28 protein-coding genes are annotated in these 26,311 nt (G+C 67.1%); 11 read left to right on the forward strand and 17 right to left on the reverse strand.

Annotated features, from left to right (window positions below):
• Positions 1 to 5 precede the first annotated feature (5 nt).
• A complete protein-coding gene (locus GO615_RS03690; RefSeq protein WP_076602349.1) occupies positions 6 to 1,049 on the reverse strand; it encodes a rod shape-determining protein in 1,044 nt (347 codons plus the stop codon).
• A gap of 120 nt (positions 1,050 to 1,169) precedes the next feature.
• On the opposite strand from GO615_RS03690, the gene gatC reads away from it, so the two are divergent.
• The 7 genes from gatC (at position 1,170) to GO615_RS03725 (ending at position 8,034) form a co-directional block, all read left to right on the forward strand.
• Positions 1,170 to 1,457, forward strand: a complete 288-nt coding sequence (gene gatC, locus GO615_RS03695; RefSeq protein ID WP_169125697.1) for an Asp-tRNA(Asn)/Glu-tRNA(Gln) amidotransferase subunit GatC — start codon at positions 1,170 to 1,172, stop codon at positions 1,455 to 1,457.
• 3 nt (positions 1,458 to 1,460) lie between these two features.
• Positions 1,461 to 2,924 carry an Asp-tRNA(Asn)/Glu-tRNA(Gln) amidotransferase subunit GatA gene (gene gatA, locus GO615_RS03700; protein ID WP_169125698.1) on the forward strand — a complete coding sequence of 488 codons (1,464 nt, stop codon included), beginning with the start codon at positions 1,461 to 1,463 and terminating at the stop codon, positions 2,922 to 2,924.
• Between the two features lie 7 nt (positions 2,925 to 2,931).
• Positions 2,932 to 3,456 carry a hypothetical protein gene (locus GO615_RS03705; protein WP_169125699.1) on the forward strand — a complete coding sequence of 175 codons (525 nt, stop codon included), beginning with the start codon at positions 2,932 to 2,934 and terminating at the stop codon, positions 3,454 to 3,456.
• 25 nt (positions 3,457 to 3,481) lie between these two features.
• Positions 3,482 to 4,939, forward strand: coding sequence for an Asp-tRNA(Asn)/Glu-tRNA(Gln) amidotransferase subunit GatB (gatB, locus tag GO615_RS03710; protein WP_169125700.1), 1,458 nt, complete (start codon positions 3,482 to 3,484; stop codon positions 4,937 to 4,939).
• Positions 4,940 to 5,041: 102 nt separating this feature from the next.
• Positions 5,042 to 5,863 (forward strand): class II glutamine amidotransferase, encoded by an 822-nt coding sequence (locus GO615_RS03715; protein WP_169125701.1) that lies wholly within the window; start codon positions 5,042 to 5,044, stop codon positions 5,861 to 5,863.
• Between the two features lie 69 nt (positions 5,864 to 5,932).
• Positions 5,933 to 6,355: an HIT domain-containing protein gene (locus GO615_RS03720; protein WP_169125702.1), complete on the forward strand. Its 423-nt coding sequence runs from the start codon at positions 5,933 to 5,935 to the stop codon at positions 6,353 to 6,355.
• Positions 6,356 to 6,393: 38 nt separating this feature from the next.
• Positions 6,394 to 8,034, forward strand: coding sequence for a cyclic-di-GMP receptor FimW-related protein (locus GO615_RS03725; protein ID WP_169125703.1), 1,641 nt, complete (start codon positions 6,394 to 6,396; stop codon positions 8,032 to 8,034).
• Here GO615_RS03725 and phoR read toward each other — a convergent pair.
• Together phoR and phoB are read right to left on the reverse strand one after the other, a co-directional pair.
• Positions 7,976 to 9,289 (reverse strand): phosphate regulon sensor histidine kinase PhoR, encoded by a 1,314-nt coding sequence (gene phoR, locus GO615_RS03730; protein WP_169125704.1) that lies wholly within the window; start codon positions 9,287 to 9,289, stop codon positions 7,976 to 7,978. The genes GO615_RS03725 and phoR overlap by 59 nt on opposite strands.
• Before the next feature lie 61 nt (positions 9,290 to 9,350).
• Complete coding sequence (gene phoB, locus GO615_RS03735) at positions 9,351 to 10,055, reverse strand: phosphate regulon transcriptional regulator PhoB (RefSeq protein ID WP_169125705.1); 705 nt, start codon at positions 10,053 to 10,055, stop codon at positions 9,351 to 9,353.
• A 161-nt stretch (positions 10,056 to 10,216) separates the two neighbouring features.
• On the opposite strand from phoB, the gene GO615_RS03740 reads away from it, so the two are divergent.
• From GO615_RS03740 to GO615_RS03755, 4 genes are all read left to right on the forward strand, one after another.
• Entirely contained in the window at positions 10,217 to 10,639 is a 423-nt protein-coding gene (locus tag GO615_RS03740) for a gamma-butyrobetaine hydroxylase family protein (RefSeq protein WP_169125706.1), read from the forward strand.
• A 2-nt stretch (positions 10,640 to 10,641) separates the two neighbouring features.
• Positions 10,642 to 11,379: a bifunctional demethylmenaquinone methyltransferase/2-methoxy-6-polyprenyl-1,4-benzoquinol methylase UbiE gene (gene ubiE, locus GO615_RS03745; protein WP_169125707.1), complete on the forward strand. Its 738-nt coding sequence runs from the start codon at positions 10,642 to 10,644 to the stop codon at positions 11,377 to 11,379.
• Between the two features lie 73 nt (positions 11,380 to 11,452).
• Entirely contained in the window at positions 11,453 to 12,304 is an 852-nt protein-coding gene (locus GO615_RS03750; RefSeq protein WP_169125708.1) for a Tim44 domain-containing protein, read from the forward strand.
• 23 nt (positions 12,305 to 12,327) lie between these two features.
• Positions 12,328 to 12,930 carry a ubiquinone biosynthesis accessory factor UbiJ gene (locus GO615_RS03755; protein ID WP_169125709.1) on the forward strand — a complete coding sequence of 201 codons (603 nt, stop codon included), beginning with the start codon at positions 12,328 to 12,330 and terminating at the stop codon, positions 12,928 to 12,930.
• Between the two features lie 101 nt (positions 12,931 to 13,031).
• Here GO615_RS03755 and GO615_RS03760 read toward each other — a convergent pair whose 3' ends face one another.
• From GO615_RS03760 to GO615_RS29350, 14 genes are all read right to left on the reverse strand, one after another.
• Entirely contained in the window at positions 13,032 to 13,457 is a 426-nt protein-coding gene (locus GO615_RS03760; protein ID WP_169125710.1) for a F0F1 ATP synthase subunit epsilon, read from the reverse strand.
• A gap of 53 nt (positions 13,458 to 13,510) precedes the next feature.
• Positions 13,511 to 14,911, reverse strand: a complete 1,401-nt coding sequence (atpD, locus tag GO615_RS03765) for a F0F1 ATP synthase subunit beta (protein ID WP_169125711.1) — start codon at positions 14,909 to 14,911, stop codon at positions 13,511 to 13,513.
• Positions 14,912 to 14,937: 26 nt separating this feature from the next.
• Positions 14,938 to 15,807, reverse strand: a complete 870-nt coding sequence (atpG, locus tag GO615_RS03770; RefSeq protein WP_169125712.1) for a F0F1 ATP synthase subunit gamma — start codon at positions 15,805 to 15,807, stop codon at positions 14,938 to 14,940.
• Positions 15,808 to 15,828: 21 nt separating this feature from the next.
• On the reverse strand, positions 15,829 to 17,367 hold the full coding sequence (gene atpA / locus GO615_RS03775; protein WP_169125713.1) for a F0F1 ATP synthase subunit alpha: 1,539 nt from the start codon (positions 17,365 to 17,367) through the stop codon (positions 15,829 to 15,831).
• A 12-nt stretch (positions 17,368 to 17,379) separates the two neighbouring features.
• A complete protein-coding gene (locus tag GO615_RS03780) occupies positions 17,380 to 17,916 on the reverse strand; it encodes a F0F1 ATP synthase subunit delta (protein WP_169125714.1) in 537 nt (178 codons plus the stop codon).
• A gap of 3 nt (positions 17,917 to 17,919) precedes the next feature.
• Positions 17,920 to 18,393: a F0F1 ATP synthase subunit B gene (locus GO615_RS03785; protein ID WP_169125715.1), complete on the reverse strand. Its 474-nt coding sequence runs from the start codon at positions 18,391 to 18,393 to the stop codon at positions 17,920 to 17,922.
• Between the two features lie 58 nt (positions 18,394 to 18,451).
• Positions 18,452 to 18,697, reverse strand: a complete 246-nt coding sequence (gene atpE, locus GO615_RS03790; RefSeq protein ID WP_050414076.1) for a F0F1 ATP synthase subunit C — start codon at positions 18,695 to 18,697, stop codon at positions 18,452 to 18,454.
• A gap of 59 nt (positions 18,698 to 18,756) precedes the next feature.
• Positions 18,757 to 19,587 carry a F0F1 ATP synthase subunit A gene (gene atpB / locus GO615_RS03795; protein ID WP_169125716.1) on the reverse strand — a complete coding sequence of 277 codons (831 nt, stop codon included), beginning with the start codon at positions 19,585 to 19,587 and terminating at the stop codon, positions 18,757 to 18,759.
• Positions 19,588 to 19,589: 2 nt separating this feature from the next.
• Positions 19,590 to 19,931: an ATP synthase subunit I gene (locus GO615_RS03800; RefSeq protein ID WP_169125717.1), complete on the reverse strand. Its 342-nt coding sequence runs from the start codon at positions 19,929 to 19,931 to the stop codon at positions 19,590 to 19,592.
• A gap of 198 nt (positions 19,932 to 20,129) precedes the next feature.
• Complete coding sequence (locus tag GO615_RS03805) at positions 20,130 to 20,990, reverse strand: ParB/RepB/Spo0J family partition protein (protein WP_169125718.1); 861 nt, start codon at positions 20,988 to 20,990, stop codon at positions 20,130 to 20,132.
• A 25-nt stretch (positions 20,991 to 21,015) separates the two neighbouring features.
• Positions 21,016 to 21,786 (reverse strand): ParA family protein, encoded by a 771-nt coding sequence (locus GO615_RS03810; RefSeq protein ID WP_169125719.1) that lies wholly within the window; start codon positions 21,784 to 21,786, stop codon positions 21,016 to 21,018.
• Complete coding sequence (gene rsmG / locus GO615_RS03815) at positions 21,787 to 22,422, reverse strand: 16S rRNA (guanine(527)-N(7))-methyltransferase RsmG (RefSeq protein ID WP_169125720.1); 636 nt, start codon at positions 22,420 to 22,422, stop codon at positions 21,787 to 21,789.
• Positions 22,419 to 24,341 carry a tRNA uridine-5-carboxymethylaminomethyl(34) synthesis enzyme MnmG gene (gene mnmG, locus GO615_RS03820; protein ID WP_169125721.1) on the reverse strand — a complete coding sequence of 641 codons (1,923 nt, stop codon included), beginning with the start codon at positions 24,339 to 24,341 and terminating at the stop codon, positions 22,419 to 22,421. The genes rsmG and mnmG overlap by 4 nt, the downstream gene beginning before the upstream one ends.
• 150 nt (positions 24,342 to 24,491) lie before the next feature.
• Positions 24,492 to 26,117 (reverse strand): YiiX/YebB-like N1pC/P60 family cysteine hydrolase, encoded by a 1,626-nt coding sequence (locus tag GO615_RS29350; RefSeq protein ID WP_169125722.1) that lies wholly within the window; start codon positions 26,115 to 26,117, stop codon positions 24,492 to 24,494.
• Positions 26,118 to 26,311 lie beyond the last annotated feature (194 nt).

Here is a 26,311-nt window from a genome sequence, read left to right on the forward strand (position 1 = left end):
GCGAATTACTCGGAGGCGAAGATGGAGCCGAGCTTGTCCATCTTCTCGAGCGCCATGCCGCAGCCGCGCGCGACGCAGGTCAGCGGCTCCTCCGCGACGATCACCGGCAGGCCGGTCTCCTCCATCAGCAGGCGATCGAGGTCGCGCAGCAGCGCGCCGCCGCCGGTGAGCACCATGCCGCGATCGGCGATGTCCGCGCCGAGCTCGGGCGGGGTCTGCTCGAGGGCGATCTTCACCGCGGAGACGATCTGGTTCAGCGGCTCAGTGAGCGCCTCGAGGATCTCGTTCGACGAGATCGTGAAGCTGCGCGGGATGCCTTCGGCGAGGTTGCGCCCCTTCACTTCCATCTCGCGCACTTCCGAACCCGGGAAGGCCGAGCCGATTTCCTTCTTGATGTTCTCGGCGGTGGTGTCGCCGATCAGCATGCCGTAGTTGCGGCGGATGTAATTGACAATGGAGTCATCGAACTTGTCGCCGCCCACGCGCACCGAACCGGCATACACCATGCCGCCCAGCGAGATCACGCCCACTTCGGTGGTGCCGCCGCCGATATCGACGACCATCGAGCCGGTCGCGTCCGACACCGGCAGTCCCGCGCCGATCGCCGCCGCCATCGGCTCCTCGATCAGGTACACCTGCGAGGCGCCCGCAGCGAGGGCCGCATCACGGATCGCGCGGCGTTCGACCTGGGTCGAACCGCAGGGCACACAGATGATGATGCGCGGGCTCGGCGAGAACATGCGCGAATCGTGCACCTTCTTGATGAACTGCTTGATCATCTGCTCGGTGACGACGAAGTCTGCGATCACGCCGTCCTTCATCGGGCGGATCGCGGTGATGTTGCCCGGCGTCTTGCCCAGCATCTGCTTCGCCGCGTGGCCGACCGCCTGGATCGTGCGCTTCGCGTTGGGCCCGCCCTCGGTACGGATCGCGACGACGGACGGCTCGTCGAGCACGATGCCCTTGCCGCGCACGTAGATCAGCGTGTTCGCGGTGCCAAGGTCAATGGCCAGATCGTTGGAGAAATAGGAACGCAGGAAACCAAACATGCGGAAAAATCCCGAAACCGGTAAGGAGGGTGGGCGGTGGGGCTGATGCCCGGCCGGACTGACGGCAAACGAGTATGATAACCTACAAACCTTTGTGATTTAAGCGGGTTTTGTTTCCTCATGTCGCTTACCACTGAACAGGTCCTGCGCATCGCCGGACTCGCGCGCATCGAACTCGCCGAGGGCGACGTCGAGGCCACGCGCGCCAAACTGAACGGAATCTTCGGCCTGATCGAGCAGATGCAGGCGGTCGACACCAGCGGCGTCGAGCCGATGAGCCACCCGCAGGATGTCGCACAGCGCCTGCGCGACGACGTCGCGACCGAAGCGGACCGCCGCGAGGCCTTCCAGCGCGTCGCCCCGCAGACCGAAGCAGGCCTCTACCTCGTCCCGAAGGTCATCGAGTAAGCCATGATCCACGCCAGCCTCACCGAACTGCGCGCCGCGCTGGACGCGAAGAAGATCTCCAGCGTCGAACTCGCGACCCTCTTCCTCGACCGCATCGAACAACACAACCCGGCGCTCAACGCCTTCATCACCGTAGACCGCGACGGTGCCCTCGCGGCCGCCCGTGCCGCCGACGCGCGCATCGCCGCCGGCAACGCCGGCCCGCTCACCGGCATCCCGCTCGCGCACAAGGACGTGTTCTGCACCGAAGGCGTGCTCACGACCTGCGGCTCGAAGATGCTGTCGAACTTCGTCAGCCCCTATGACGCCCACGTCGTCTCGCTGCTCAAGGCCGCCGGCGCGGTGAACTTGGGCAAGACCAACATGGACGAGTTCGCCATGGGCTCGTCGAACGAGAACTCGCACTACGGCCCGGTCAGGAACCCCTGGGACACCACGCGGATCCCGGGCGGCTCCTCGGGCGGCTCGGCCGCGGCGGTCGCCGCGCGCCTCGCCCCGATCGCCACCGGCACCGACACCGGCGGCTCGGTGCGCCAGCCCGCCGGCCACACCGGCATCACCGGCATCAAGCCCACCTACGGCGTCGTCAGCCGCTACGGCATGATCGCCTACGCCAGCTCACTCGACCAGGGCGGCGCCTTCGGCGCGTCCGCGGCCGACTGCGCGCAACTGCTGAGCGCCATGGCGGGCTTCGACGAGCGCGACTCCACCAGCCTCGAGCGCCCCGCCGAGGATTACGCGCGCGAGCTCGCCGCACCGGCCAGCGACCAGCCGCTTGCCGGCCTGCGCATCGGCCTGCCGCGCGAATTCTTCGCCGAAGGCATGGCCGAGGACGTGCGCGCCGCGGTCGAGGCCGCGCTCGAGCAGTACCGCAAGCTCGGCGCGACCACCGTCGACGTGAGCCTGCCCAACGCGAAACTGGCGATCCCCGCCTACTACGTGATCGCGCCGGCCGAGGCGTCGAGCAACCTGTCGCGCTTCGACGGCGTGCGCTACGGCCACCGCGCCGCCGAATACCGCGACCTCGCCGAGATGTACGCGAAGAGCCGCGCCGAAGGCTTCGGCGCCGAAGTGAAGCGCCGCATCCTGGTCGGCACCTACGTGCTGTCGCACGGCTACTACGACGCCTACTACCTGCAGGCGCAGAAGCTGCGCCGCCTGATCGCGCAGGACTTCCAGGCCGCATTCGCGCAATGCGACGTGATCGCCGGCCCGACCAGCCCGACCACCGCCTGGGCGATCGGCGAGAAGACCGACGACCCAGTGCAGATGTACCTGTCGGACATCTACACCATCGCCGTGAACCTCGCCGGCCTGCCCGGCCTGTCGCACCCCTGCGGCTTCGGCGGCGGGAATCTCCCGGTCGGCCTGCAGCTCATCGGCGACTACTTCGCCGAGGCGCGCCTGCTCGCCACCGCGCACCAGTACCAGCAGGCGACCGACTGGCACCTGCGCCGTCCGGGCTGAGCGTCCCATGCGCCGCCTTCATCCCGCCCTCCGCGCGGTCGCGCTCGCAGCCGTCACGCTGCTGGGCGCCTGCGCGACCCCGCCCGAGCGCAAGCCCGAGCCCGCGGCGACCACGCCCTCCCCGGCACAATCCGCCGCCGAGGCCGAACCGGAGCGCGCGCTGCAGCGCGGCCGGCTCAAGCCCATGCCGGTGCGCCCGCTCTCCATCAAGACCGACTGCCGCTTCAAGGACGAGGTCGGCTACGGCGGCAGCGCCGTGCTGGATGTCAGCCACTCCGAGGTGCGCGCCTTCGCCGCGACGGTCGACGTCCCCAAGCGCGGCAGCTGCAAGTTCGACCTGGCCGACTTCAGGCAAGTGCTGAAGGAGCCGCACGTCGAGCTGCAGGCGCGCGACGGCTGCACCGTGCGCATGTGGGAACAGGGCGAACAGGTCACCGTCGCATTCTCCGAATGCGCGAAACGCTGCACCCGCGGCACGTTCGAATATGTATGGCCGATCCTGGTGGACCGGTCGAGCGGCCAGTGCACCTGACCGCAGCGAATCAAGAGACAGGACTATGAGCAGATCGGATTGGGAAGTCGTCATCGGGCTGGAAGTGCATGCCCAGCTCAACACCGCCTCCAAGATCTTTTCCGGCGCCAGCACCGCCTTCGGCGCGGCGCCGAACGTGCAGGCCTGCGCCGTCGATATCGCGCTGCCCGGCGTGCTGCCGGTGCTCAACCGCGGCGCCGTCGAACGCGCGATCCGCTTCGGCCTGGCGATCGGCGCCGAAGTCGCGCCGAAGAGCGTGTTCGCGCGCAAGAACTACTTCTACCCCGACCTCCCCAAGGGCTACCAGATCAGCCAGTTCGAGCTGCCGGTGGTGCAGGGCGGCGAGATCACGATCCGCGTCGGTGAAGGGGATAAAGCCTACGAGAAGACGGTGCATCTCACCCGCGCCCACCTCGAGGAAGACGCCGGCAAGAGCCTGCACGAGGACTTCCACGGCATGAGCGGCATTGACCTCAACCGCGCCGGCACGCCGCTGCTCGAGATCGTCTCCGAGCCCGACATGCGCTCCTCGGCCGAAGCCGTCGCCTACGCCCGCACGCTGCATGCGCTGGTGCGCTGGATCGACATCTGCGACGGCAACATGCAGGAAGGCTCGTTCCGCTGCGACGCCAACGTCTCCGTGCGCCGCCCCGGCGGGCCGCTCGGCACGCGCCGCGAGATCAAGAACCTCAACTCCTTCCGCTTTCTGCAGCAGGCGATCGACTACGAGGTGCAGTGGCAGATCGACACCCTCGAGGACGGCGGCAGGATCCAGCAGGCGACCGTGCTGTTCGACCCCGACAGCGGCGAGACGCGCATGATGCGCTCGAAGGAAGACGCGCACGACTACCGCTACTTCCCCGACCCGGACCTGCTGCCGCTCGTGATCTCGCCCGAGTGGAAGGCGCGGGTGCATTCGGAAATGCCCGAGCTGCCCGGCGCGATGAAGGCCCGCTTCATGGAACAGTGGGGCCTCTCCGCGTACGACGCGACGACGCTCACCGCGTCGAAGGAAGTCGCAAGCTTCTACCAGGCCGCCGTCGAAGCCGCCGGCGTCGCGCTCGCCAAGCCCTGCGCGAACTGGGTCATGGGCGACCTCGCAGCGCGCCTCAACAAGGCCGAGCTCGACGTCGCCGCTTCCCCTGTGTCGCCCGTGCAACTCGCCGGCCTGGTCGCGCGCATCGCTGATGGCACGATCTCGAACAACATCGGCAAGAAGGTGTTCGACGCCCTGTGGAACCGCGAAGGCAACTCCGCCGACGCCGTCATCGAGGCCCAGGGCCTGCGCCAGACCAACGACGCCGGTGCGATCGAGGCGATGATCGACGAGGTGCTCGCGGCCAACCAGAAGTCGGTCGAGGAATTCCGCGCCGGCAAGGAAAAGGCCTTCAACGCGCTCGTCGGCCAGGTCATGAAGGCGAGCAAGGGCAAGGCCAACCCGGCGCAGGTGAACGAACTGCTGAAACGCAAGCTCGAAGCTTGATCGATACCGTCCGGGCGGCGCTTGGCGCAACCCGGACGACGCCCTTCGACCGGCTCGGGACGAAGGGATGATTGCCGCATCAGACGAGAGAGGAATCGCGCGATGTGCCAGCTCCTCGGGATGAACTGCAACGTGCCGACGGACATCTGCTTCTCGTTCGCCGGCTTCCAGGCGCGCGGCGGCGCCACCGACGTGCATGCCGACGGCTGGGGCATCGCCTTCTTCGAGGGGCGCGGCGTGCGCGTGTTCCTCGATCCCCAGCCCAGCGCCTCGTCGCCCATCGCGGAGCTGGTGCGCAACTATCCCATCCGCTCGCTCAACGTCATCGCGCACATCCGCAAGGCCACGCAGGGCCAGGTCACGCTCGACAACACCCACCCCTTTCAGCGCGAGCTGTGGGGCAGCTACTGGATCTTCGCGCACAACGGCAACCTGCTCGACTACGCGCCGCACTTCGACGGCCGCTTCCTGCCGGTCGGCAACACCGACTCCGAGACCGCGTTCTGCGACATCCTGCAGCACCTCGCCGCCGAATTCCCCGACGGCCCGCCCCCACCCGAGGCCCTGTACGCGTCCCTGCGCCGCCTCGCGATCCGCATCGGCGCGCACGGCCCGTTCAACTTCCTGCTGTCGAACGGCGACTACCTCTTCGCGCACTGCTCGACGCGCCTCGCCTATATCGTCCGCCAGGCCCCCTTCACCACCGCGCACCTCTCCGATCAGGACCTCAGCGTCGACTTCAGCCGGCTCACGACCCCGGCCGACCGTGTCGCCGTGATCGCGACCACGCCGCTGACCGACAACGAGGTGTGGCACGCGATCCCGCCCGGGACCCTGCTCGCGTTCCGGCATGGCGCGATCGAGACCCTGGGCGAGGCGACGACCATCGCCGGGAACCCCGCTGCCGGTGCGGGCAGCGTGTAGATTTCACTTCGCAGCCTCATGCCGAAAGGCTAAAGTCCGATTTTCACCATAGCGCCGAAGGGGAAACCCGTGTCCGATTGCCCACTGTGTCTGGCCGCCAACGAAACCCTGGTGTGGCGCGACGGCAGCTGCCGCGTCATCCTCGTCGATGAGCCCGGCTATCCTGGCTTCTGCCGCGTCGTGTGGAACCACCACAGTGCGGAGATGACCGACCTCAACGCCGGCGAGCAGCGCCATCTCCTCAACGTCGTGCTCGCGACCGAGGCCGCGCTGCGCCAGCTGATGCGCCCCGACAAGATCAATCTTGCAAGCCTCGGCAACGTGGTCCCGCACCTGCACTGGCACGTCATCCCGCGCTTCGCCGACGACGCCCACTTCCCGCAACCGATATGGAGCGCCCCGCTGCGCACCGCCGCGCCGCGCCCGGCCCCGCCGGTGGCGACACTCTCCGCGACGCTGGTCGCGATGCTCACCGAACAGACCGCCGGATGAAGCCTGCGCACCCGGACCGAACGCACCACGGAGAACCCATGGGTTATCACGATCCCGTCGAATGCCTGGCGCTGCTGGCCAGGCTGCATCCGCTGAACGTCGACGAGACCCACCGGCTGCTGTCCGAGATGGTGACGGCCTTGCTGCGGGACCCGCCCGCGCCCGAACGGCACCTCGAGATCCTCGAGGCCACGCGCCCGCACGTCGCGCTCGCGCAGTCCACGCTCGCCAGCCGCTATGCCGCGCATCCGCTTCCGCCCGACGGCGTGGAAAACGAGACGCTGCGCAGCGTCGTCGCGCTGTGGCAGGCCATGGCGCGCTCCTACGGCCTGGTCGCACGCACGAGCGGGACCGAACGCCTGCCGACCGACCAGCGCGCGCTGCTGGCGCAGCGGCGCATCCACTACGCGGGCATGGTGCCGCTCGAATACTTCCGCGCCCACCGCGCGATCCCCCGCGGGACGTGGACGGCACTGCACGACAGCTTCTGCGCCGCCGAGGCACAGGGCATCGCGACGATCCGCGTCCCCGATGCGCTCAACGACATCTGGAAGGCGCAGAGCCCGGCCGAAGCCTTCGTCGCCGTGCTGCTCGTCGACCTCGCCAACCCCTACGGCCGCAGCGAACGCGACCTCGGCTGGGTGTGCCGCTGGGCGCAGCGCTTCGCCCCCTACTGCGAGCTGCTCGGGGCGCCCGACGGCGACACCCCGCAGCCGGCCACCTACGGACTCGATCTCGGTGCCGACCACGGCCTGCGTCCGGTCGGGGTGCTGACGCCCTCGACGAACCTGCGCCGCTTCGACGGCAGCAAGCTCGCCGGCCAGATCCAGGCCGTGCTCAAGCAGTTCAAGCAGGGCGTCACGCCGTCCTCGCTCGGCCTCGGCGCCGACTGCCCCGTGGATGCCTGCGCCAAGCTGCTGCTGTCGCTGTATCGGCCCTGGGGCCTGGCCTCGGCCGGGCGACGCTTCCCGCGACGCGGCACGCAGGGGCGCGCCGAACTCACCGTCGGCTGGTCGTCCATCGCCTTCCACGTCAGCGGCAAGGCCTTCGAACAGCCGCCGCTGTACGCCACGCAGCGCAGCCTGCGCAGCGACATCTCGCTGCTCACCTTCGGCGAACGCGTCGCCCAGGCCGAAAACCCGCGCTGGAACGAGAACGAACGCCGCCGCGCGGCCGCGCGGCTCCGCTTCACCTGCGAGCACTGGCAGGTCGCCGACCACTCGGTCAGCGGCTTTCGCCTGTACCAGGATCCCCATACCCAGCGCCTCGAACACCACCAGCTCGTCGGCGTGCGTCCGCCCGACGGCGAGCAGTTCCTGCTCGCGCAGCTCAGCTGGCTCATGTATCGCGCCGACGGCGTCATGGAAGCCGGCGTGCAGGTGCTTCCGGGCTTGCCGCGCGTCGTCGCGGTGCGCCCCTTCGGCCTCGCGGGCAATCTGCACGAAGCCTTCCTCGAGGGCTTTCTGCTGCCCCCCACGCCGGCACTGAAGGCGGGCGCCTCGCTGATCCTGCCGGCCAAATGGTTCCAGCCGCAGCGCGTCATCGACGTCGTCGACCGCAGCGAGCGTTACCAGCTGCGGCTCGTCAAGGCGCTCCTGCGCGGCCCCGATTTCGTGCAGGTCAGCTACGAAGCGCTGGAAGCGCCGGCTCCAGGCGCGAAAGCGGGAAACACGCGCTGAAGCGGCTCCCCTTGCCCGGCGCGCTGACGATGCGCAGCTCGGCCTGGTGGCGCGACAGGATGTGCTTGACGATCGCCAGGCCCAGGCCGGTGCCGCCCGTTTCGCGCGAACGTCCGCGGTCGACGCGGTAGAAGCGCTCGGTCAGGCGCGGGATGTCGTCAGCCGCGATGCCGATGCCGTTGTCCTCGACCGCAAATTCCCCGCGGCCGTCGGTGCAGCTCCAGCTCAGGCGGATGCGTCCCCCGGCGGGCGTGTAGCGCACCGCATTGCTGGCGAGGTTCGCGAACGCCGAGCGCAGCTCCTTCTCGCTCCCCAGCAAGGTCGCGCAGCCGGCACGCGCGTCGATGTCGGCCTCGATCTCGTGCCGCCCATTCGACAGCAGGCGCGTATCCTCGGCGATGCTCCGTACCAGCGAGGCGACGTCCACACGCTCTTCCACTGCCGCCGGCGCGCCCGTCTCGAGGGCGGACAGGGCAAGCAGATCCTCGATCAGCGCCTGCATGCGCAGCGACTGATCCAGCGCGAGCTGCAGGAAGTGCGTCACATCCTCCGGCGCAAAATCGTCGCGGCCGTCGATCAGCGTCTCGAGGAAGCCCGTCACCACGGTCAGCGGCGTGCGCAGCTCGTGGGACACGTTGGCGATGAAGTCGCGCCGCATCGTCTCCAGCTTCTCCAGCTGGCTCACGTCGCGCGACACCACCATCTTCTGCTTGTCGCCGAAGGGCACCACCTGCACCAGCAGCGTGAGCCCCGCGCGGCGCGTCGAATGCAGCACCAGCGGCTCCGCATAATCGCCGCCCTGCAGGAAGCGCACGAACTCCGGCTCGCGCACCAGCGTCGTCACCAGCGCCCCGTGGTCGCGCCGCCCGTCGATGCCGAATTGCTGCTCGGCCTTGCGGTTGAGCCACTCGATGCGGTCGTTCGCCGACAGGTACAACACCCCGTCGGGCATCGCCTGGCTGGCCTCGTGGAAGCGGTCGAGGGCACCGGTCAGGCGTTCGCGCAGATCGGCCGAGGTACGCGAACGCCGGTCCAGATCGTAGAAGATGTGCGCCCAGATGCCGACCCCGGCGGGCAGCGAAACGCCCCTCGGGGCATGCATCCATTCGACCAGGCGCTGCAGGTTGAATAGCTGCCAGGCGAGCATCGCCAGCAGGCCGGCGAACAGCATCGCCAGCGCCGCGACCTTGCCGCCGATCGCACCGACGATCAGCGCCAGCAGCGCGACCAGGCCCGCCACGCGCAGCGCCTGCATCCACACGTATCGCGATTCGGGTCTGATGAGGAACTCCCGCCTGTGACTGTCGTTGCGGATCTTACACGCCCGCCACCGCCGGCAAGGCCGACAGGCGGTAGCCGCTGCCGCGCACCGTCTGGATCAGGCCGTCCTGGCCGACCGGTTCGAGCGCGGCGCGCAGGCGACGCACATGCACGTCCACCGTGCGCTCCTCGACGAACACATGGTCGCCCCATACCTGGTCGAGCAGCTGCGCGCGCGAATGCACGCGTTCGGGATGGGTCATGAGGAAATGCAGCAGACGGAACTCCGTCGGCCCCAGCGCCACCGGCCGTTCCCCGGCGGACACCCGGTGCGTCGCCGGATCGAGGCACAGCCCCCCCAGCGCCACCGGGTCTTCCGTCGCCTGCGGCGCGCGCCGACGCAGCACCGCCTTGATGCGCGCGACCAGCTCGCGCGGACTGAAAGGCTTGGTGATGTAGTCGTCGGCCCCCATCTCCAGGCCGGCAACCTTGTCCTGCTCCTCGCCGCGCGCCGTCAGCATGATGATCGGGATCGCGCGCGTGCGCTCGTCCGCCCGCAGGCGGCGCGCCAGCTCGATGCCCGACATTCCCGGCAGCATCCAGTCGAGGAGCACCAGGTCCGGCAACGCGTCGCGCACGATGCGCTGCGCCGTCTCGGCGTCACCGGCGCGCACCACGTGATGCCCGGCACGTCCGAGGTTGGCGGCAATCAGCTCCTGGATCGCCGGTTCGTCTTCCACAAGCAGGATGTTCGCGGCCATATTCACACTCCATGTCGTCGCACGCAGTGTATTGCAGGAAATTGACGATTTTGTGACAGGTCACGCCCCCGCAACAAGCGTCGCGGGCCCCCCCGCACGGCACGGGCCGGCCCCGAATCGGGTATGATTGACGTCCCCTCCAACAACGAGCAGGGGCAAGCATGGCCGGCCTCGACGACGAAACCCCCATCCCCACCGCACTCACGCTCCACCGCAAGTCGCGCGTGCTCGAAATCGCCTTCGGCGAAGACCGGCAGTACTCGCTGCCCTTCGAATTCCTGCGCGTGTATTCGCCCTCCGCCGAAGTCCGCGGTCATGGCGTGGGGCAGGAGACCCTTCAGGTCGGCAAGCGCGACGTCGAGCTACTCGACATCGAACCCGTCGGCCACTACGCGGTGAAGCTGGTGTTCTCCGACGGCCACGACAGCGGCCTCTACTCCTGGGACTACCTGCACATGCTCGCCACCCAGCAGGACACGCTGTGGCAGCAATACCTCGACCGCCTCGCCGAGGCCGGGGCGAGCCGCGACCCCGCCGACAACCCACCGCCCGCCCCGAAGCACGGCTGCGGCCACAAGCACTGAACATGAACGACAAGACCACCCACTTCGGCTTCCAGACTGTCGCCGAAGGCGAGAAGCAGCAACGCGTCGCCGAGGTCTTCTCCTCGGTCGCGACCAAATACGATGTCATGAACGACCTGATGTCCTTCGGCCTGCACCGGCTGTGGAAGGCGTTCACGATCCAGATCTCCGGCGTCGGCCGCGGCGACCGCGTGCTCGATGTCGCCGGCGGCACCGCCGACCTCTCGCTCGCCTTCGCCAAGCGCGTCGGACGCGAAGGCCAAGTGTGGCTCACCGACATCAACCACGCCATGCTCTCGGTGGGCCGCGACCGCGTGCTCGACCGAGGCTACGCGCTGCCCGTCGCGCAGTGCAATGCCGAGAAGCTCCCCTTCCCCGACAACTGGTTCGACTGCGTCACCGTCGCCTTCGGGCTGCGCAACATGACGCACAAGGACGCCGCGCTGGCCGAGATGCGCCGCGTGCTGCGCCCGGGCGGCCGGCTGCTGGTGCTCGAATTCTCCAAGGTGTGGGGGCCGCTGTCGCCCGTCTACGACCTCTACTCGTTCAAGATCCTGCCGTGGATGGGACAGAAGGTCGCTGGCGACGCCGACAGCTACCGCTACCTTGCCGAATCCATCCGCATGCATCCGCCCCAGGAGGAGCTCAAGGCGCTGATGGAACAAGTGGGTTTCAAGCGGGTCGACTACTTCAACCTCAGCGCCGGCATCGTCGCGCTGCATCGCGGCTACAAGGTGTGAACGCCGCCGGCGCTGCCGCACACGGCTCCGCCGCGGCGGGCGCCGCACCATGTGCCATGGAGCGAATCGAGCCATGAAGAAAGCCCTCCTCGCCCTCCTCGCCGTCGTCTTCAGCCTCGGCCTGGGCATCGCCGACGTCGAGGCGAAACGTCTCGGCGGCGGCAGCAGCCTCGGCATGCAAAGGCAGATCAGTCCCCAGCAAGCGCCGCGGCAATCCGCGACGCCCGCCCCGCAAACGTCGCAGACCACCACCGCCACGACCCAGCCCAGGCGCTCCTGGATGGGCCCGCTCGCCGGCCTGGCCGCCGGTCTGGGCCTCGCGGCACTGCTCTCGCATCTCGGCCTGAGCGAGGAACTCGGCTCCCTCCTGCTGATCGCGCTGCTGCTGTTCGCGGGCATCGCCCTGTTCCGCATGCTTACGCGCCGTCCGGCCGAGGGCCGCGGCGAGCCGGGCATGCAGTACGCCGGCGCCGTCCAGGGCGGCGGTGCCACGCCCCCTTACGCTGCCGAGGCGCTCCCCGGCGGCGGTGGCGACGCCGGCACGCACGCATTTCCGCATGACTTCGATGCCGACGCCTTCGCCCGCCAGGCCAAGGTCAATTTCATCCGCCTGCAGGCGGCCCACGACGCTGGCAACCTAGACGACATCCGCGAGTTCACCACGCCCGAGATGTACGCCGAGATCCGCCTGCAGATGGCCGACCGCGGCATGAGCGAGCAGCGCACCGACATCGTCGACCTGGACGCCCAGATCCTCGAAGTCGTCGAGGAAGCGCAGCGCTACATCGTCAGCGTGCGCTTCAGCGGCCTGCTGCGCGAAGACCCCGGCGCCGCACCGGCGCCCTTCGACGAAGTCTGGCACCTCACCAAACCCGTCAGCGGCGCCGGCGGCTGGGTCATCGCCGGCATCCAGCAGGTCGCCTGAGTCGGCCAGCCCGTTCCGAGAATATGTCCGTCCTTGATTTCGGCACTCGCGGCGCCCTGGCCGCCATCAACCATCTCCTCGCGCGTGCTAACTGGGCGCGCGAGCGCCTCGCCCCGCATGCAGGCCGCTGCGCACGCCTGTCTGCCGACCCGGTCGCGCTGACATTCGGCATCGACACGGACGGCTACCTCGTCGACGCCGCGGACGGGAGTGCGCCGGACGTCACCCTGTCACTGCCGTTCTCGGCGCTGCCCGGCCTCGCCGGCGGCGACGCGAACAAGCTCATGAACGCTGTGCGCATCGAGGGCAGTGCCGAGCTCGCCGACGCCCTGGGCTTCGTGTTCCGCAACCTGCGCTGGGATGCTGAGGAGGACCTGTCGCGCGTGTTCGGCGACATCGTCGCACATCGCATGGTCGACGGTGCCGCGAGCCTGCGGCGCGTGCATGCGCGCGCCTGGGCGGGCCTCACCGGCAACCTGGCCGAATATCTTGCCGAAGAGCAGCAGGCCCTGGTCACCCGCGCCGCGCTGGCGAGCTTTGGCGACGAGCTGCGCGTGCTGCGCGACGATCTCGCGCGCCTCGACAAACGTCTCGGCCGACTCTACCCGCCCCCAGCCCGCGCCTGAGTCGTGCCCCACCCTCGCCGGGCGGGCCGGAAATGTAAAGGGCAGTCCTTGCGGACTGCCCTTCGTGCTTCCTGCTCGCCGCTACCGCGGCGAAACGCCTCTCAGTGGCCGCGCTTGCGCAGCTTCTGGATCGCGGCGATCTGCGCGATCGCCTCGGCCAGTTCGGCCTGCGCCTTGGCGTAGTCGAGCTCGGACGACTTGTTCTGCAGCGCCTCTTCCGCCATACGCTTGGCTTCGAGGGCCTTGGCCTCGTCGAGATCCTTGCCCCGGATCGCGGTGTCCGCCAGAACGGTGACCAGCCCCGGCTGAACTTCCAGGATGCCGCCGGCGACGAACACCAGCTCTTCATCCGCCTGATCCGGCACCTTCACACGCACCGCGCCCGGCTTGATCCGGGTCATCAGCGGCATGTGGCCGGGCAGGATCCCGAGTTCGCCCGCTTCGCCCGGAAGCGCAACGAACTCCGCCAGGCCGGAAAAGATCTGCTCTTCCGCGCTGACGATGTCCACGTGGACCGTCATTGCCATGTTGACTCCTTTTCAAGGCCGCGCAGCAGCGGACTGCCGCGCGGCGCCCCGGATTACTGGAGCTTCTTGGCCTTCTCGATGGCCTCTTCGATGCCACCGACCATGTAGAACGCCTGCTCCGGCAGGTGATCGCACTCGCCATTGACGATCATCTTGAAGCCCTTGATCGTCTCCTTCAGCGGCACGTACTTGCCCGGCGAGCCGGTGAACACTTCCGCGACGTGGAAGGGCTGCGACAGGAAGCGCTGGATCTTGCGCGCGCGCGACACGGCCAGCTTGTCTTCCGGCGACAGTTCGTCCATGCCCAGAATCGCGATGATGTCGCGCAGTTCCTTGTAGCGCTGCAGCGTCATCTGCACCTGGCGGGCGACACCGTAGTGCTCTTCACCGACGACCAGCGGGTCGAGCTGGCGCGAGGTCGAGTCGAGCGGATCGACGGCGGGGTAGATACCCAGCGCGGCGATGTCACGCGACAGAACGACGGTCGAGTCGAGGTGCAGGAAGGTCGTTGCCGGCGACGGGTCGGTCAAGTCGTCCGCAGGGACGTACACGGCCTGGATCGAGGTGATCGAGCCGACCTTGGTCGAGGTGATGCGCTCCTGCAGGCGGCCCATTTCTTCCGCCAGCGTCGGCTGGTAGCCCACAGCGGAAGGCATACGGCCCAGCAGCGCGGACACTTCGGTACCGGCCAGGGTGTAGCGGTAGATGTTGTCCACGAAGAACAGGATGTCGCGGCCTTCGTCGCGGAAGCGCTCGGCCATGGTCAGGCCGGTCAGCGCGACGCGCAGACGGTTGCCCGGGGGTTCGTTCATCTGACCGAACACCATCGCAACCTTGTCGAGAACGTTGGAGTCCTTCATCTCGTGGTAGAAGTCGTTGCCCTCACGGGTACGCTCGCCCACGCCTGCGAACACCGACAGACCCGAGTGCTGCTTCGCGATGTTGTTGATCAGCTCCATCATGTTCACGGTCTTGCCCACGCCGGCACCGCCGAACAGGCCGACCTTGCCGCCCTTCGCGAACGGGCACACCAGGTCGATAACCTTGATGCCGGTTTCGAGCAGGTCGACCGACGGCGACAGGTCGTCGAACTTGGGGGCCTTGGCGTGGATGGGACGCAGCTCGTCCGCTTCCACCGGACCGGCTTCGTCGATCGGGCGACCGAGCACGTCCATGATGCGGCCCAGGGTGCCGTGACCGACCGGAACCGAAATCGGCTTGCCGGTGTTGGCGACCTTCATGCCGCGACGCAGGCCGTCGGAGGAGCCGAGCGCGATGGTGCGCACGATCCCGTCACCGAGCTGCTGCTGCACCTCGAAAGTCAGCCCCTCTTCCGCGAAGGAATCGGCGGCGCTTTCGAGCTTCAGCGCGTCGTAAACCTTGGGCATGGCTTCGCGGGGGAACTGGATATCCACCACGGCGCCGATGCACTGAACGATAGTTCCTTGACTCATCGTCGTTTCCTTAATTCAATATTCCGTTACACCGCAGCGGCGCCGCCGACGATCTCCGACAGCTCCTTCGTGATCGCTGCCTGGCGGGTCTTGTTATAAACCAGCTGCAGGTCGCCAATCACGGTCTTGGCATTGTCGGAGGCGGCCTTCATTGCCACCATTCGCGCACTCTGTTCGGAAGCCATGTTCTCGGCGACAGCCTGGTACACCAGCGCCTCGACGTAACGCACCAGCATCTCGTCGATGACCACCTGAGGATCCGGCTCGTAGAGGTAATCCCACGAGCTTTCGGGTGTGCCCAGCTGTTCGCCGGAGAGCGGGAGCAGCTGCTCCAGCACCGGCTCCTGCTTCATCGTGTTGATGAAGCGCGTGTAGGCAATGTAGACCGCGTCGAGCTCGCCGTTCTGGAACGCGTCGAGCATGACCTTGACCGGGCCGATCATCTTTTCCAGGTGCGGCGTGTCGCCCATCTGCACGACGTGCGACACGACGTTCGCGCCCATACGCTGCATGAAGCCGAAACCCTTGTTGCCGATGCAGCAGGCACGGATATCGGAAACGCCGTTGGCGTTCCATTCCTTCATGGCGTTCAGCGCGACACGCTGGATGTTGGTGTTGAGACCGCCGCACAGACCCTTGTCGGTTGTGACGAGGATCAGGCCCACCCGCTTGACCTGGTCCTTGTGGACCAGGAAGGGGTGCTTGTAGTCGGTCACATTGGCCTGGGACAGGTTCGCGGCGAGTCGGCGGATCTTGTCGGCGTAGGGACGGGCAGCACGCATCCGGTCCTGCGCCTTGCGCATTTTGGATGCGGCCACCATTTCCATGGCCTTGGTGATCTTGCGCGTGTTTTGCACGCTCTTGATCTTGGTACGGATTTCCTTACCGCTAGCCATATTCCGTCTCCGTCCGCGGCCTTAGGCCCAGCTCTTCTTGAACTCTTCGATCGTGGCGACGAGTTGCTTCTCGCCGTCGGCGTCGAGCTCCTTGGCGGACAGGATCTTGGAGACCAGCGCGGCGTTCTTCGTCTTGACGAACTGCTGCAGGCCATTCTCGAAGGCGAGCACGCGGCCGACTTCGACGTCGTCGAAGTAACCGTTGTTCACCGCGAACAGCGTGATGGCCATTTCCGCGATCGACATCGGCGCGTACTGGACCTGCTTCATCAGCTCGGTCACGCGGCGGCCGCGCTCGAGCTGCTTGCGGGTCGCGTCGTCCAGATCCGAAGCGAACTGCGCGAAGGCCGCAAGTTCGCGGTACTGCGCGAGGTCGGTACGGATACCGCCGGAGAGCTTCTTGACGACCTTGGTCTGCGCGGCGCCACCGACTCGCGACACCGAGATACCGGCGTTGATCGCGGGACGGATACCGGCGTTGAAGAGGTCGGTATCAAGGAAGATCTGGCCGTCGGTAATCGATATCACGTTGGTCGGAACGAACGCGGAAACGTCGCCGGCCTGGGTTTCGATCACGGGGAGCGCGGTCAGCGAACCGGTCTTGCCCTTGACTTCGCCGTTGGTAAACTTCTCGACGTAGTCGGCGGAGACGCGCGAGGCGCGCTCGAGCAGACGCGAGTGCAGGTAGAACACGTCGCCGGGGTAGGCTTCGCGGCCCGGCGGGCGGCGCAGCAGCAGCGAGATCTGACGGTAGGCCCAGGCCTGCTTGGTCAGATCGTCGTAAATGATCAGGGCGTCCTGGCCGCGGTCGCGGAAGTATTCGCCCATCGTGCAACCCGAGTAGGGCGCGATGAACTGCATTGCGGCGGACTCGGAAGCGGTCGCGGCGACGACGATGGTGTATTCCATCGCGCCGTGCTCTTCCAGCTTGCGCACCACGTTGGCGATCGTCGAGGCCTTCTGCCCGACCGCAACGTAGACGCAGAACATGTCCTGGCCTTTCTGATTGATGATCGCATCAACGGCCACGGCGGTCTTGCCGGTCTGGCGGTCACCGATGATCAGCTCGCGCTGGCCACGGCCGATCGGCACCATGGAGTCGACCGACTTCAGACCGGTCTGCACCGGCTGCGAAACCGACTGACGCCAGATAACGCCGGGAGCGACCTTCTCGATCTTGTCGGTCAGCTTGGCGTTGATCGGGCCCTTGCCGTCGATCGGCTGGCCCAGCGCGTTGACGACGCGGCCAACCAGCTCGGGGCCGACCGGAACTTCGAGAATGCGGCCCGTCGCCTTGACGGAGTCGCCTTCGGTGATGTGCTCGTACTCGCCGAGAACCACCGCGCCGACCGAGTCACGCTCGAGGTTCAGCGCGAGGCCGAAGGTGTTGCCAGGGAATTCCAGCATTTCGCCCTGCATGACGTCTGCCAGGCCGTGGACGCGGGTGATGCCGTCGGTAACCGACACCACCGTACCCTCGTTGCGCGACGTGGCTGCGAGCTGCAGGTTCTGGATCCGGCTCTTAATCAGATCACTGATTTCAGAGGGGTTGAGTTGCATCTGGGTATGCTCCTAGTTCTTTAGCGCAGCGGCCATGTTCGCGAGTTTGCCGCGGACCGAGGCGTCGATCACTTCGTCGCCGATGGCGATACGGACCCCGCCGATGAGTTCGGGGTCGAGGCTCACGCTGATGTTCAGCTTGGACTTGAAACGGCTTTCAAGATCGGCTTTCAGCGTTGCCAGGGTCGCATCGTCGAGCGGGAAGGCGGAGGCGATTTCGGCCTCCTTGACGCCCTCATGTTCGTTCTTGAGATCGACGAACAGGTCACGGATCTCCGGAAGCACCTGCAGGCGCTCGTTGTCCACGAGGACGCGGACGAAGTTCTGCAGTTCGGGGGTCAGGCCCTGACCCGCAACGTCGACGAACAGCTGGAACAGCTGTTGCGCCGACAGTTTCGGATCACTGATGCAGGCCCGCATCGTGCCGTCCGCGGCAATCGCGGCCAGACGATCGAGTGCTTCCGACCAAGGCCCCAGCGCACCTGCCCCGCGGGCCAGCTCGAAGGCGGCATCCGCATAGGGGCGCGCGATGGTGACGTTCTCGGCCATGACTTATTGCAGTTCCTGTTTCAGGTTGGCGAGCAGGTCGGCGTGCACCTGGGCGTTGATCTCGCGACGCAGGATGCGCTCGGCACCGGCCACGGCGAGGTTGGCGACCTGGTCGCGCAGGGCTTCCTTGGCACGCTGCGCAGCGGCACCGGCTTCGCCCTGGGCGGCTTCACGCGCCTGGGCAATGATGCGCGCGGCTTCGGCGCGGGCTTCGTCGAGAACGGTGGCGGCCTGCTTTTCGGCGGCCGTGCGCACGTCACCCGCTGATTCGCGGGCCTTGCGCAGTTCCTCGACGACCTTCTTCTCGGCGAGAGAGAGGTCGGCCTTTGCCTTGTCCGCAGCCGCGAGCCCGTCCGCGATCTTCTTCGCGCGCTCGTCGAGTGCCTTCACGATGGGGGGCCACACGAACTTCATGGTGACCCACGCCAGAATGAAGAACACAACGAGCTGGGCAATCAGGGTTGCGTTCAAATTCACTGTTCTTGCTCCTCAGTTGTGTTCAATGAGGCCGATGGAGGCCAAATGAGCGAACCGATCAGAGCTGGAACGGGTTGGCGAAGGCGAACATCATCGCGATACCGACGCCGATCAGGAACGCCGCATCGATCAGACCAGCCAGCAGGAACATCTTGGTTTGCAGCGCGTTCATCAGCTCAGGCTGACGGGCCGAAGCTTCGAGGTACTTGGAACCCATGATGCCGATACCGATACAAGCACCGATAGCACCCATACCGATGATCAGACCAGCGGCCAGCGCAACAAAACCCAGAACGTTTTCCATGACGACTCCTTAAGTAAGAGATTGAAGTTAAAAAGAAACCAGTTACGACTACAAAACGGTTAGTGGCTTTCGTGTGCCTGGCCGATGTACACCAGCGTCAGCATCATGAAGATGAAGGCCTGCAGCGCGACGATCAGGATGTGGAACACGGCCCAGATCGATCCGGCGATGATGTGGCCGACGAAGCCGAACACGGTGGCGGTGCCGCCGAGCAGCGCGATCAGCATGAAGATCAGCTCGCCGGCATACATGTTGCCGAACAGTCGCATGCCGTGGGAGACGGTCTTGGCGAGAAACTCGATCATCTGCATCAGGAAGTTGACCGGGTACAGCAGCGGGTGGCTGCCGAACGGCGCAGTGAAGAGCTCGTGCACCCAGCCCGACATGCCCTTGATCTTGATGTTGTAGTAGAGGCACAGCAGCAGCACGCCGATCGACATGCCGAGGGTGCCGTTGAGGTCGGCGGTCGGCACGACGCGCAGGTAGGCGTGCGAGTCGCCCGTCATGAGCTGCCAGATTTTCGGCAGCAGGTCGACCGGCAGGAAGTCCATCGAGTTCATGAGGAAGATCCACAGGAACACGGTGAGCGCGACGGGGGCGACGAACTTGCGCGACTCGGCGCTATGCACGATGCCCTTGGCCTGGTCGGCGACCATCTCGACGAGGATCTCGACGGCGGCCTGGAAGCGGCCCGGCACGCCGGCGGTGGCCTTGTTGGCGGCGCGGATCAGGAAGAACAGGGTGACGACGCCCAGGAAGATCGAGAAGAACAGGGTATCGAGGTTCCACACGCTCCAGTCGACCACGGCCTTCTGGGCATGCCCGGTGGAGTTGAGGTGGGTGAGGTGGTGGACGATGTACTCGCCTGCGGTGGGTGCTTCGGTAGCCATAATCAGGTCTTCACCAAAAATGCAAACAAATTCGCCTTCAGTGCCAGGATCAGGCCGATGAAGAGGCCGCCCCAATGGACGTCTTCATAGCGCAGCCCGACCAGCACCAACAATCCCACTATCGACGCGACCTTCAGGAACTCGCCGACAAAAAAAGCCGTCACATGGCCTGACCCGCCGCGCTTCGCGACGAGGTGCAACCGCAGCGCGAACAGGGCGCTTGGCAGCACGCAGGACAGACCTCCGAGTGCTGCGGAGATCGCTCCGGCCTGGCCGAAAAAAACGGCCGCAATGGCCGTTGCCACGATCGTCGCGCCGAACTGCAGTAAGACCATCTTCAGCATGGATCTGCCGCCGCGCCGCGCCTGTCAGGCGCCGATCGCCTCAAAAATTCCGCGAATACTAGGGGTTAACCGTAACAAAGTCAAATATGTATGGCACTGCAGCATGGCTGCGACGCCAGGTCCTGCATCTTATAGAAGATAGGCAGTTTTTCGTAGCCGGGAGGCCATTCGACCTGCGAATGGGGTCAGCAAAACGTCTTATTCCGTCTCGCCGCGAAGGCGTGCGAGGAGGCCGTCCAGTTGGTCAAGGCTGCCGAACTGCAGACTGATTTCTCCCGCCCCCTTGCGGTTGGCCTTGATGCGGACAGTCGCCCCGATGAGGTCGGCGAGCTCCTCCTGCAGGCGCAGCAGGTCGCGATCGGGTGCCTGTGCGGCCTTCTTGGGGCGCGGGTTGACGGTCTGCTGAACGAGACGCTCGGTGTCGCGCACCGACAGGCCGCGCGCGGCGACCTGGTTGGCGAGCTGGATCTGGTTGGCGCCGTCGAGCGGCAGGATGGCGCGCGCATGGCCCATGTCGATGTCGCCGGCCATGAGCAGCTCCTGCACCGGGCGCGCGAGATTGAGCAGGCGCAGCAGGTTGGAGGCGGCCGGACGCGAGCGCCCGACCGCATCGGCGGCCTGCTGGTGGGTCATGCCGAACTCGTCGATGAGGCGCTGGATGCCGCTCGCTTCCTCGAGCGGATTGAGGTCCTCGCGCTGGATGTTCTCGATGAGCGACATCGCGAGCGCCGCCTCGTCCGGGATCTCGCGCACGAGGCAGGGCACCTCGGCGAGCTCGGCGATCTGCGCGGCGCGCCAGCGGCGTTCGCCGGCGATGATCTCGTAGCCGCTGCCGTCGACGGGGCGCACGAGGATGGGTTGCATGACCCCCTGGGCCTTGATCGAGGCGGCCAGCTCCTCGAGCGAGCCGGGGTCCATGCGCGTGCGCGGCTGGTACTTGCCGGGCTGCAACGCGGAAACGGCGAGGGTCTGGAGCTCGCCGACCGCTTCGTCGTCGTTGTTCGCCGCGAGCAGGGCGTCGAGGCCGCGGCCTAGGCCTTTGAGTTTGGGTCGGGACATGGGTTTTGCCTGATTTCGGATCGGGTTACAGCGTCTTCACGCGTTCGATCATTTCCTTCGCGAAGGCCATATAGGCCTGCGCACCCTTGGCCGCGCGGTCGAATACGACACCGGGCATGCCGTGGCTGGGTGCTTCGGCGAGGCGCACGTTGCGGGGCACGATGGCATCGAACACCTTGTCGCCGAAGTGCTCCTCGAGCTGGGCCGAGACCTGCTGCTGCAGAGTCATGCGCGGATCGAACATGACGCGCAGCAGGCCGATGATCTTGAGGTCGCGGTTGAGGTTGGCGTGCACCTTCTTGATCGTATTGACGAGGTCGGACAGGCCTTCGAGCGCGTAGTACTCGCACTGCATCGGGATGATGACGCCGTGCGCGGCGCACAGGCCGTTGAGCGTCAGCATCGACAGCGAGGGCGGGCAGTCGACGAGGACGAAGTCGTAGTCGGCGTCGAACTGCCGGAAGGCGTCGCGCAGGCGGTTCTCGCGCCGTTCGAGATCGACGAGCTCGACTTCGGCACCGGCGAGGTCGCGGTTGGCGGGGAGGACGTCATATCCGCCGGTGGGGGAGCTTACGCGGGCTTCGTCGAGGGTCGCGAGGCCGACGAGGACGTGATACACGGATTTCTCGAGTCCGCGCTTGTCGATGCCGCTGCCCATCGTCGCGTTGCCCTGCGGGTCGAGGTCGACGAGGAGGGTGCGCTGGCCGGCGAGCTGCAGCGCGGCGGCGAGGTTCACGCAGGTGGTGGTCTTGCCGACGCCGCCTTTCTGGTTGGCGACACAGAAGATTCGGGCCATTCAGCTCTTTTCCACGATGATCAGGTGTCGGTCGGCGCCCAGCCCGGGCACCGTCAGCGGCACGGCCTCGACGACGCGGAAGGCGGCGGGAAGGCGTGCGATTTCGTCCCGAGGATACACGCCCTTCATGGCAAGGAAGCGACCGCCGGGGCGCAGCAGGTGTTGCGTGAGGCCGACGAAATCGGCGAGCTCGGAGAAAGCGCGCGAGATAACGGCGTCGAAGGGCTGCTCCGGGCGGACGTTTTCGACGCGCTCGTTGAGGACGGTGAAGTTCGCGAGGCCCAGCTCGATCTTCGCCTGCTGCTGGAAGCTGGCCTTCTTGTTGACGGTCTCGATCGAGCTGATCGCGAGCGCAGGCTGGCGTCCGGCCGTCGCAATCGCGAGCGGGATGCCCGGAAGCCCGCCGCCGGAGCCGATGTCGGCGAGGCGTTCGATGCCAGCGAGACACGGCAGCACCACGAGCGAGTCGAGCAGGTGGTGCGTGATGACCTGGCCGGCGTCGCGGATCGAGGTGAGGTTGTAGACCTTGTTCCACTTCTGCAGCAGCGCGGCAAAGTCCAGCAGCCTCGCCTGCACCTCGGCCGGCAGCTCGATCCCCATTTCGGCAAGACCGCGTTCCAGGGTGATGGCGCTCATGCGGATTTCGCCTGTGTCGCGTCGGTGCCGCGGCTGCGCGCGACGAGTTCGCGACGCTTCAGCCACACCAGCAGCAGCGAGATCGCCGCGGGCGTGACGCCCTGGATGCGACCGGCCTGGCCGATGGTTTCGGGTTTGTGCAGATTGAGCTTCTGCTGCACTTCCTTGGACAGGCCGCGCACCTCGGCGTAGTCGAGCCCGGCGGGCAGGCGGGTCGATTCGGCCTGCAGCTGCTTGGCGACCTCGTCCTGCTGGCGGTCGATGTAGCCCTGGTACTTGGCGGCGATCTCGAGCTGCTCGATGACCTGCGGGTCGGTTTCCGGATCCTCCGGCGCGCCGGGCAGCGTCATGAGGTCCGCATAACGGGTGTTCGGACGGCGCAGCAGTTCGAAGAAGCGGTATTCGCGTTCGAGCGCCTTGCCGACGACGCGCTCGGCGTCCGCAGCAGGAACGCGGTCGGGAACCGCCCAGGTGGCTTTCAGGCGTGCCGTTTCGCGTTCGATCGCCTCACGCTTGCGGCAGAAGGCCTCCCAGCGGACGTCGTCGACGAGGCCAAGCTCGCGGCCCTTCTCGGTCAGGCGCAGGTCGGCATTGTCTTCGCGCAGGGACAGGCGGTATTCGGCGCGCGACGTGAACATGCGATAGGGCTCGGCGACGCCGCGGGTAATGAGGTCGTCGACGAGCACGCCTAGGTAGGCTTCGTCGCGGCGCGGGCACCAGGCTTCGCGTCCCTGCACCTGCAGCGCGGCGTTGGCACCGGCCAGCAGCCCCTGCGCGGCCGCTTCCTCGTAGCCGGTGGTGCCGTTGATCTGGCCGGCGAAGAAGAGGCCGTGGAAGGTCTTGGTCTCGAGGCTGCTCTTGAGGTTGCGCGGGTCGAAGTAGTCGTATTCGATGGCGTAGCCGGGACGCAGGATGTGGGCGTTTTCGAGGCCGCGGATCGAGCGCACGACGGCGAGCTGGACATCGAAGGGCAGGGACGTCGAGATGCCGTTGGGGTAGATCTCGTGCGTGTCCAGGCCCTCGGGCTCGAGGAAGATGTTGTGGCTGTCCTTGTCGGCGAAGCGGTGGATCTTGTCCTCGATCGAGGGGCAGTAGCGCGGGCCGACACCCTCGATGACGCCGGAGTACATCGGCGAGCGGTCGAGGTTGGCGCGGATGATGTCGTGCGTGCGCTCGTTGGTGTGCGTGATCCAGCACGGGAGCTGGCGCGGGTGCTGCGCGGCCGAGCCGAGGAAGCTGAACACGGGCACCGGGTCGTCGCCGGGCTGCTCCTGCATCACCGAGAAGTCTATCGTGCGGGCGTCGAGGCGCGGCGGCGTGCCGGTCTTGAGGCGCCCCTGCGGGAGCTTGAGTTCCTTGAGGCGCCGGCCGAGCGAGATCGCCGGGGGATCGCCGGCGCGGCCGGCGGAGTAGTGCTCGAGGCCGACGTGCACGAGGCCGTTGAGGAAGGTGCCGGCGGTGAGGACGACGGCGGGGGCCTCGAAGGCGAGGCCGATCTGCGTGACGACGCCGGTGACGCGATCGCCGACGACGGTGATGTCGTCGACGGCCTGCTGGAACAGCCACAGGTTGGGCTGGTTCTCGAGGCGGCGACGGATCGCGGCCTTGTAGAGCACGCGATCGGCCTGGGCGCGGGTGGCGCGCACGGCCGGGCCTTTCGAGGCGTTGAGGATGCGGAACTGGATGCCGCCCTCGTCGGTGGCGGCGGCCATCGCGCCGCCGAGGGCGTCGACCTCCTTGACCAGGTGGCCCTTGCCGATGCCGCCGATCGAGGGGTTGCAGCTCATCTGGCCGAGGGTCTCGATGTTGTGCGTGAGCAGCAGGGTTTTCGCGCCCATGCGGGCGGACGCAAGCGCGGCCTCGGTGCCGGCATGGCCACCACCGACAACGATGACATCGAAACGGGAGGGATAGAGCATGGCGCACCCCGGCGCAGATGAAGCGAAGGACGCGCGATTTTACGCTGTTGCGGTGCGAAAGCCTAGTGTTCCGCGAAAATGTTTCACGAAAAACCTACGCACAAACAGCAACTTGCGTGACACATTCGCGCCATCGCCACCCGTAGGTGCTCAGCGGCGGGCGAGCCTGACCACCTGCGCCTGCACGAGCCGGGCCATCGCGTCGGCCCGCCCGGACTCGACCTCCTCGCCGTCGCGGTAGAGCAGGGCGACGTCGAGGGGGCCGCCGCCCACGGCCCGCACGGCGACGTTGTCGGGGCTGATCGTGACGCGCCCCAGGCGTCGCTCGGTGGGCCAGTCGAGATGCAGGTAGCTGTGATAGACCAGTTCGGAACAGACGATCCGGTTCGTCGACTCGACATCGAAATTGAAGTCGTAGCCCTTGCCCACCTGACGCAGCGCCTGCAGGACGATTTCGGCGCGCTGGGCGTGGGAGAGCTCGTCCTGACGCAGCAGCGCGAGGTCGTCGACGTTGAGGAAGTGCGCGAGCGTGTTCATCTCGACGCCCGAGCGCAGGGCCTCGACGACGCCCCGACCGGCCCGTATCTTCTCCTGCAGCGGACGCACGACGGGATGGTCCCAGACGCCGAGCTCGCGCAGCTCGGCTTCGCTGCCGACCCACACGGCGACGTGGCCCCAGTGCCCGGGAATGAAGGCGTCGGTGAGGCGGAACGGCGTCTTTTCGAGCAGGATGTCGCCGGCCCGCGCGGTGGCGGCGACTTTCGCCAGCACCGACGGACGCGCATCGAGCTTGCCGCGGCGGCTCTCGACGAGACCGACCGCATTGCCGAACAGCAGGCTGGAGACGTGCACGCCGTCCTTGCTCAGGCCGGCGAAGGCGTCGGCGCCAAGCGTGGAGAACATGCCGAGCATGTTGCCGACGAATTCGAGCGGTCGGACGTGGCGGACGACGTTGCGCGAGGGGCTTTGGTCGATAAGCTGGGCGAGGTAGCGGAAGGCCTCGTCGCCGTTCTCTTCTTCCAGCGCACCCGCGGGTGCGTGCTCCTCCAGCCACATCAGGGCCCGACGCACGCGACTGCGGTTCTCGGGCGATGCGAAGGACGCGGCGATCCTGTTCAGTTCGCCACCGGGGAGCGCAAAGCCGCTGTCGGCGCGGTTGAGGTGCTGGCGCAGGACCGGATCGGAGCGATACAGGGAGATCACGGAGAGGTAGTTGTCGTACAGCACGAGCGCCGCCGACAGCGACATCGCGATGCCGGTGGCCTGGCGGCGCGCGGCCTGCGGGTCGTCGGGGACGGGCTCGTCGAGCCAGCATTCGTGCGCGAGGCTGATCCGGTAGAGCGCGGCGCGCTGTTCGAGCATGGCCACGGCGCCCTGGTTGAGACGCAGCAGGTCGCGACCGGAAAGCGCCTGACGATGCGCGATCTTGTCGCGCAGCTCGTCGAGCAGGCGGATGGAACGCGCCCGCATGGCGAGGGCTTCCTCGACCAGCCCCTGATAGGCGAGCACTTCGCGCGTCTGGGCGCGCTGCTGCTCGTCGGGGGGGCCGCCGCGGAATTCCGCGCGGTGCCGGCTGCATTCCTCGCCACCGCCCAGCCTTGCGCGCTCGACGGCGGTGCCGGGCGCCTCCGCGGACAGGCGGTAGGCCGGGTCGATGTCGCGTTCGAGCGCAACGGCGCTCGCGCAATGCAGACCGAGGATCAGCCCCGCCGCCCCCAGCTTCAGTACCCCACGACATCCCGCCGCGATCGCCCGCACGCCCATGCTTCCCGTCACCCCATCCGTTTGCGCGGCGCCCGGCATGACCTCGCGATCTGGCGCGACAGGGACGGCGGGCACCGCGATACGCACGTCATATTAGCGAGTCTTCCCGCGGTTCGCCACCGGCATGGCGGCACACGCCGACGTTGCCAACCCTGCCGGCGTTGGGGATACTCCGGGACTTTTCGCGCCAGCGCCCAGCGAGCACT

This window comes from Aromatoleum evansii (genome assembly GCF_012910805.1).
GTDB lineage: Bacteria > Pseudomonadota > Gammaproteobacteria > Burkholderiales > Rhodocyclaceae > Aromatoleum > Aromatoleum evansii.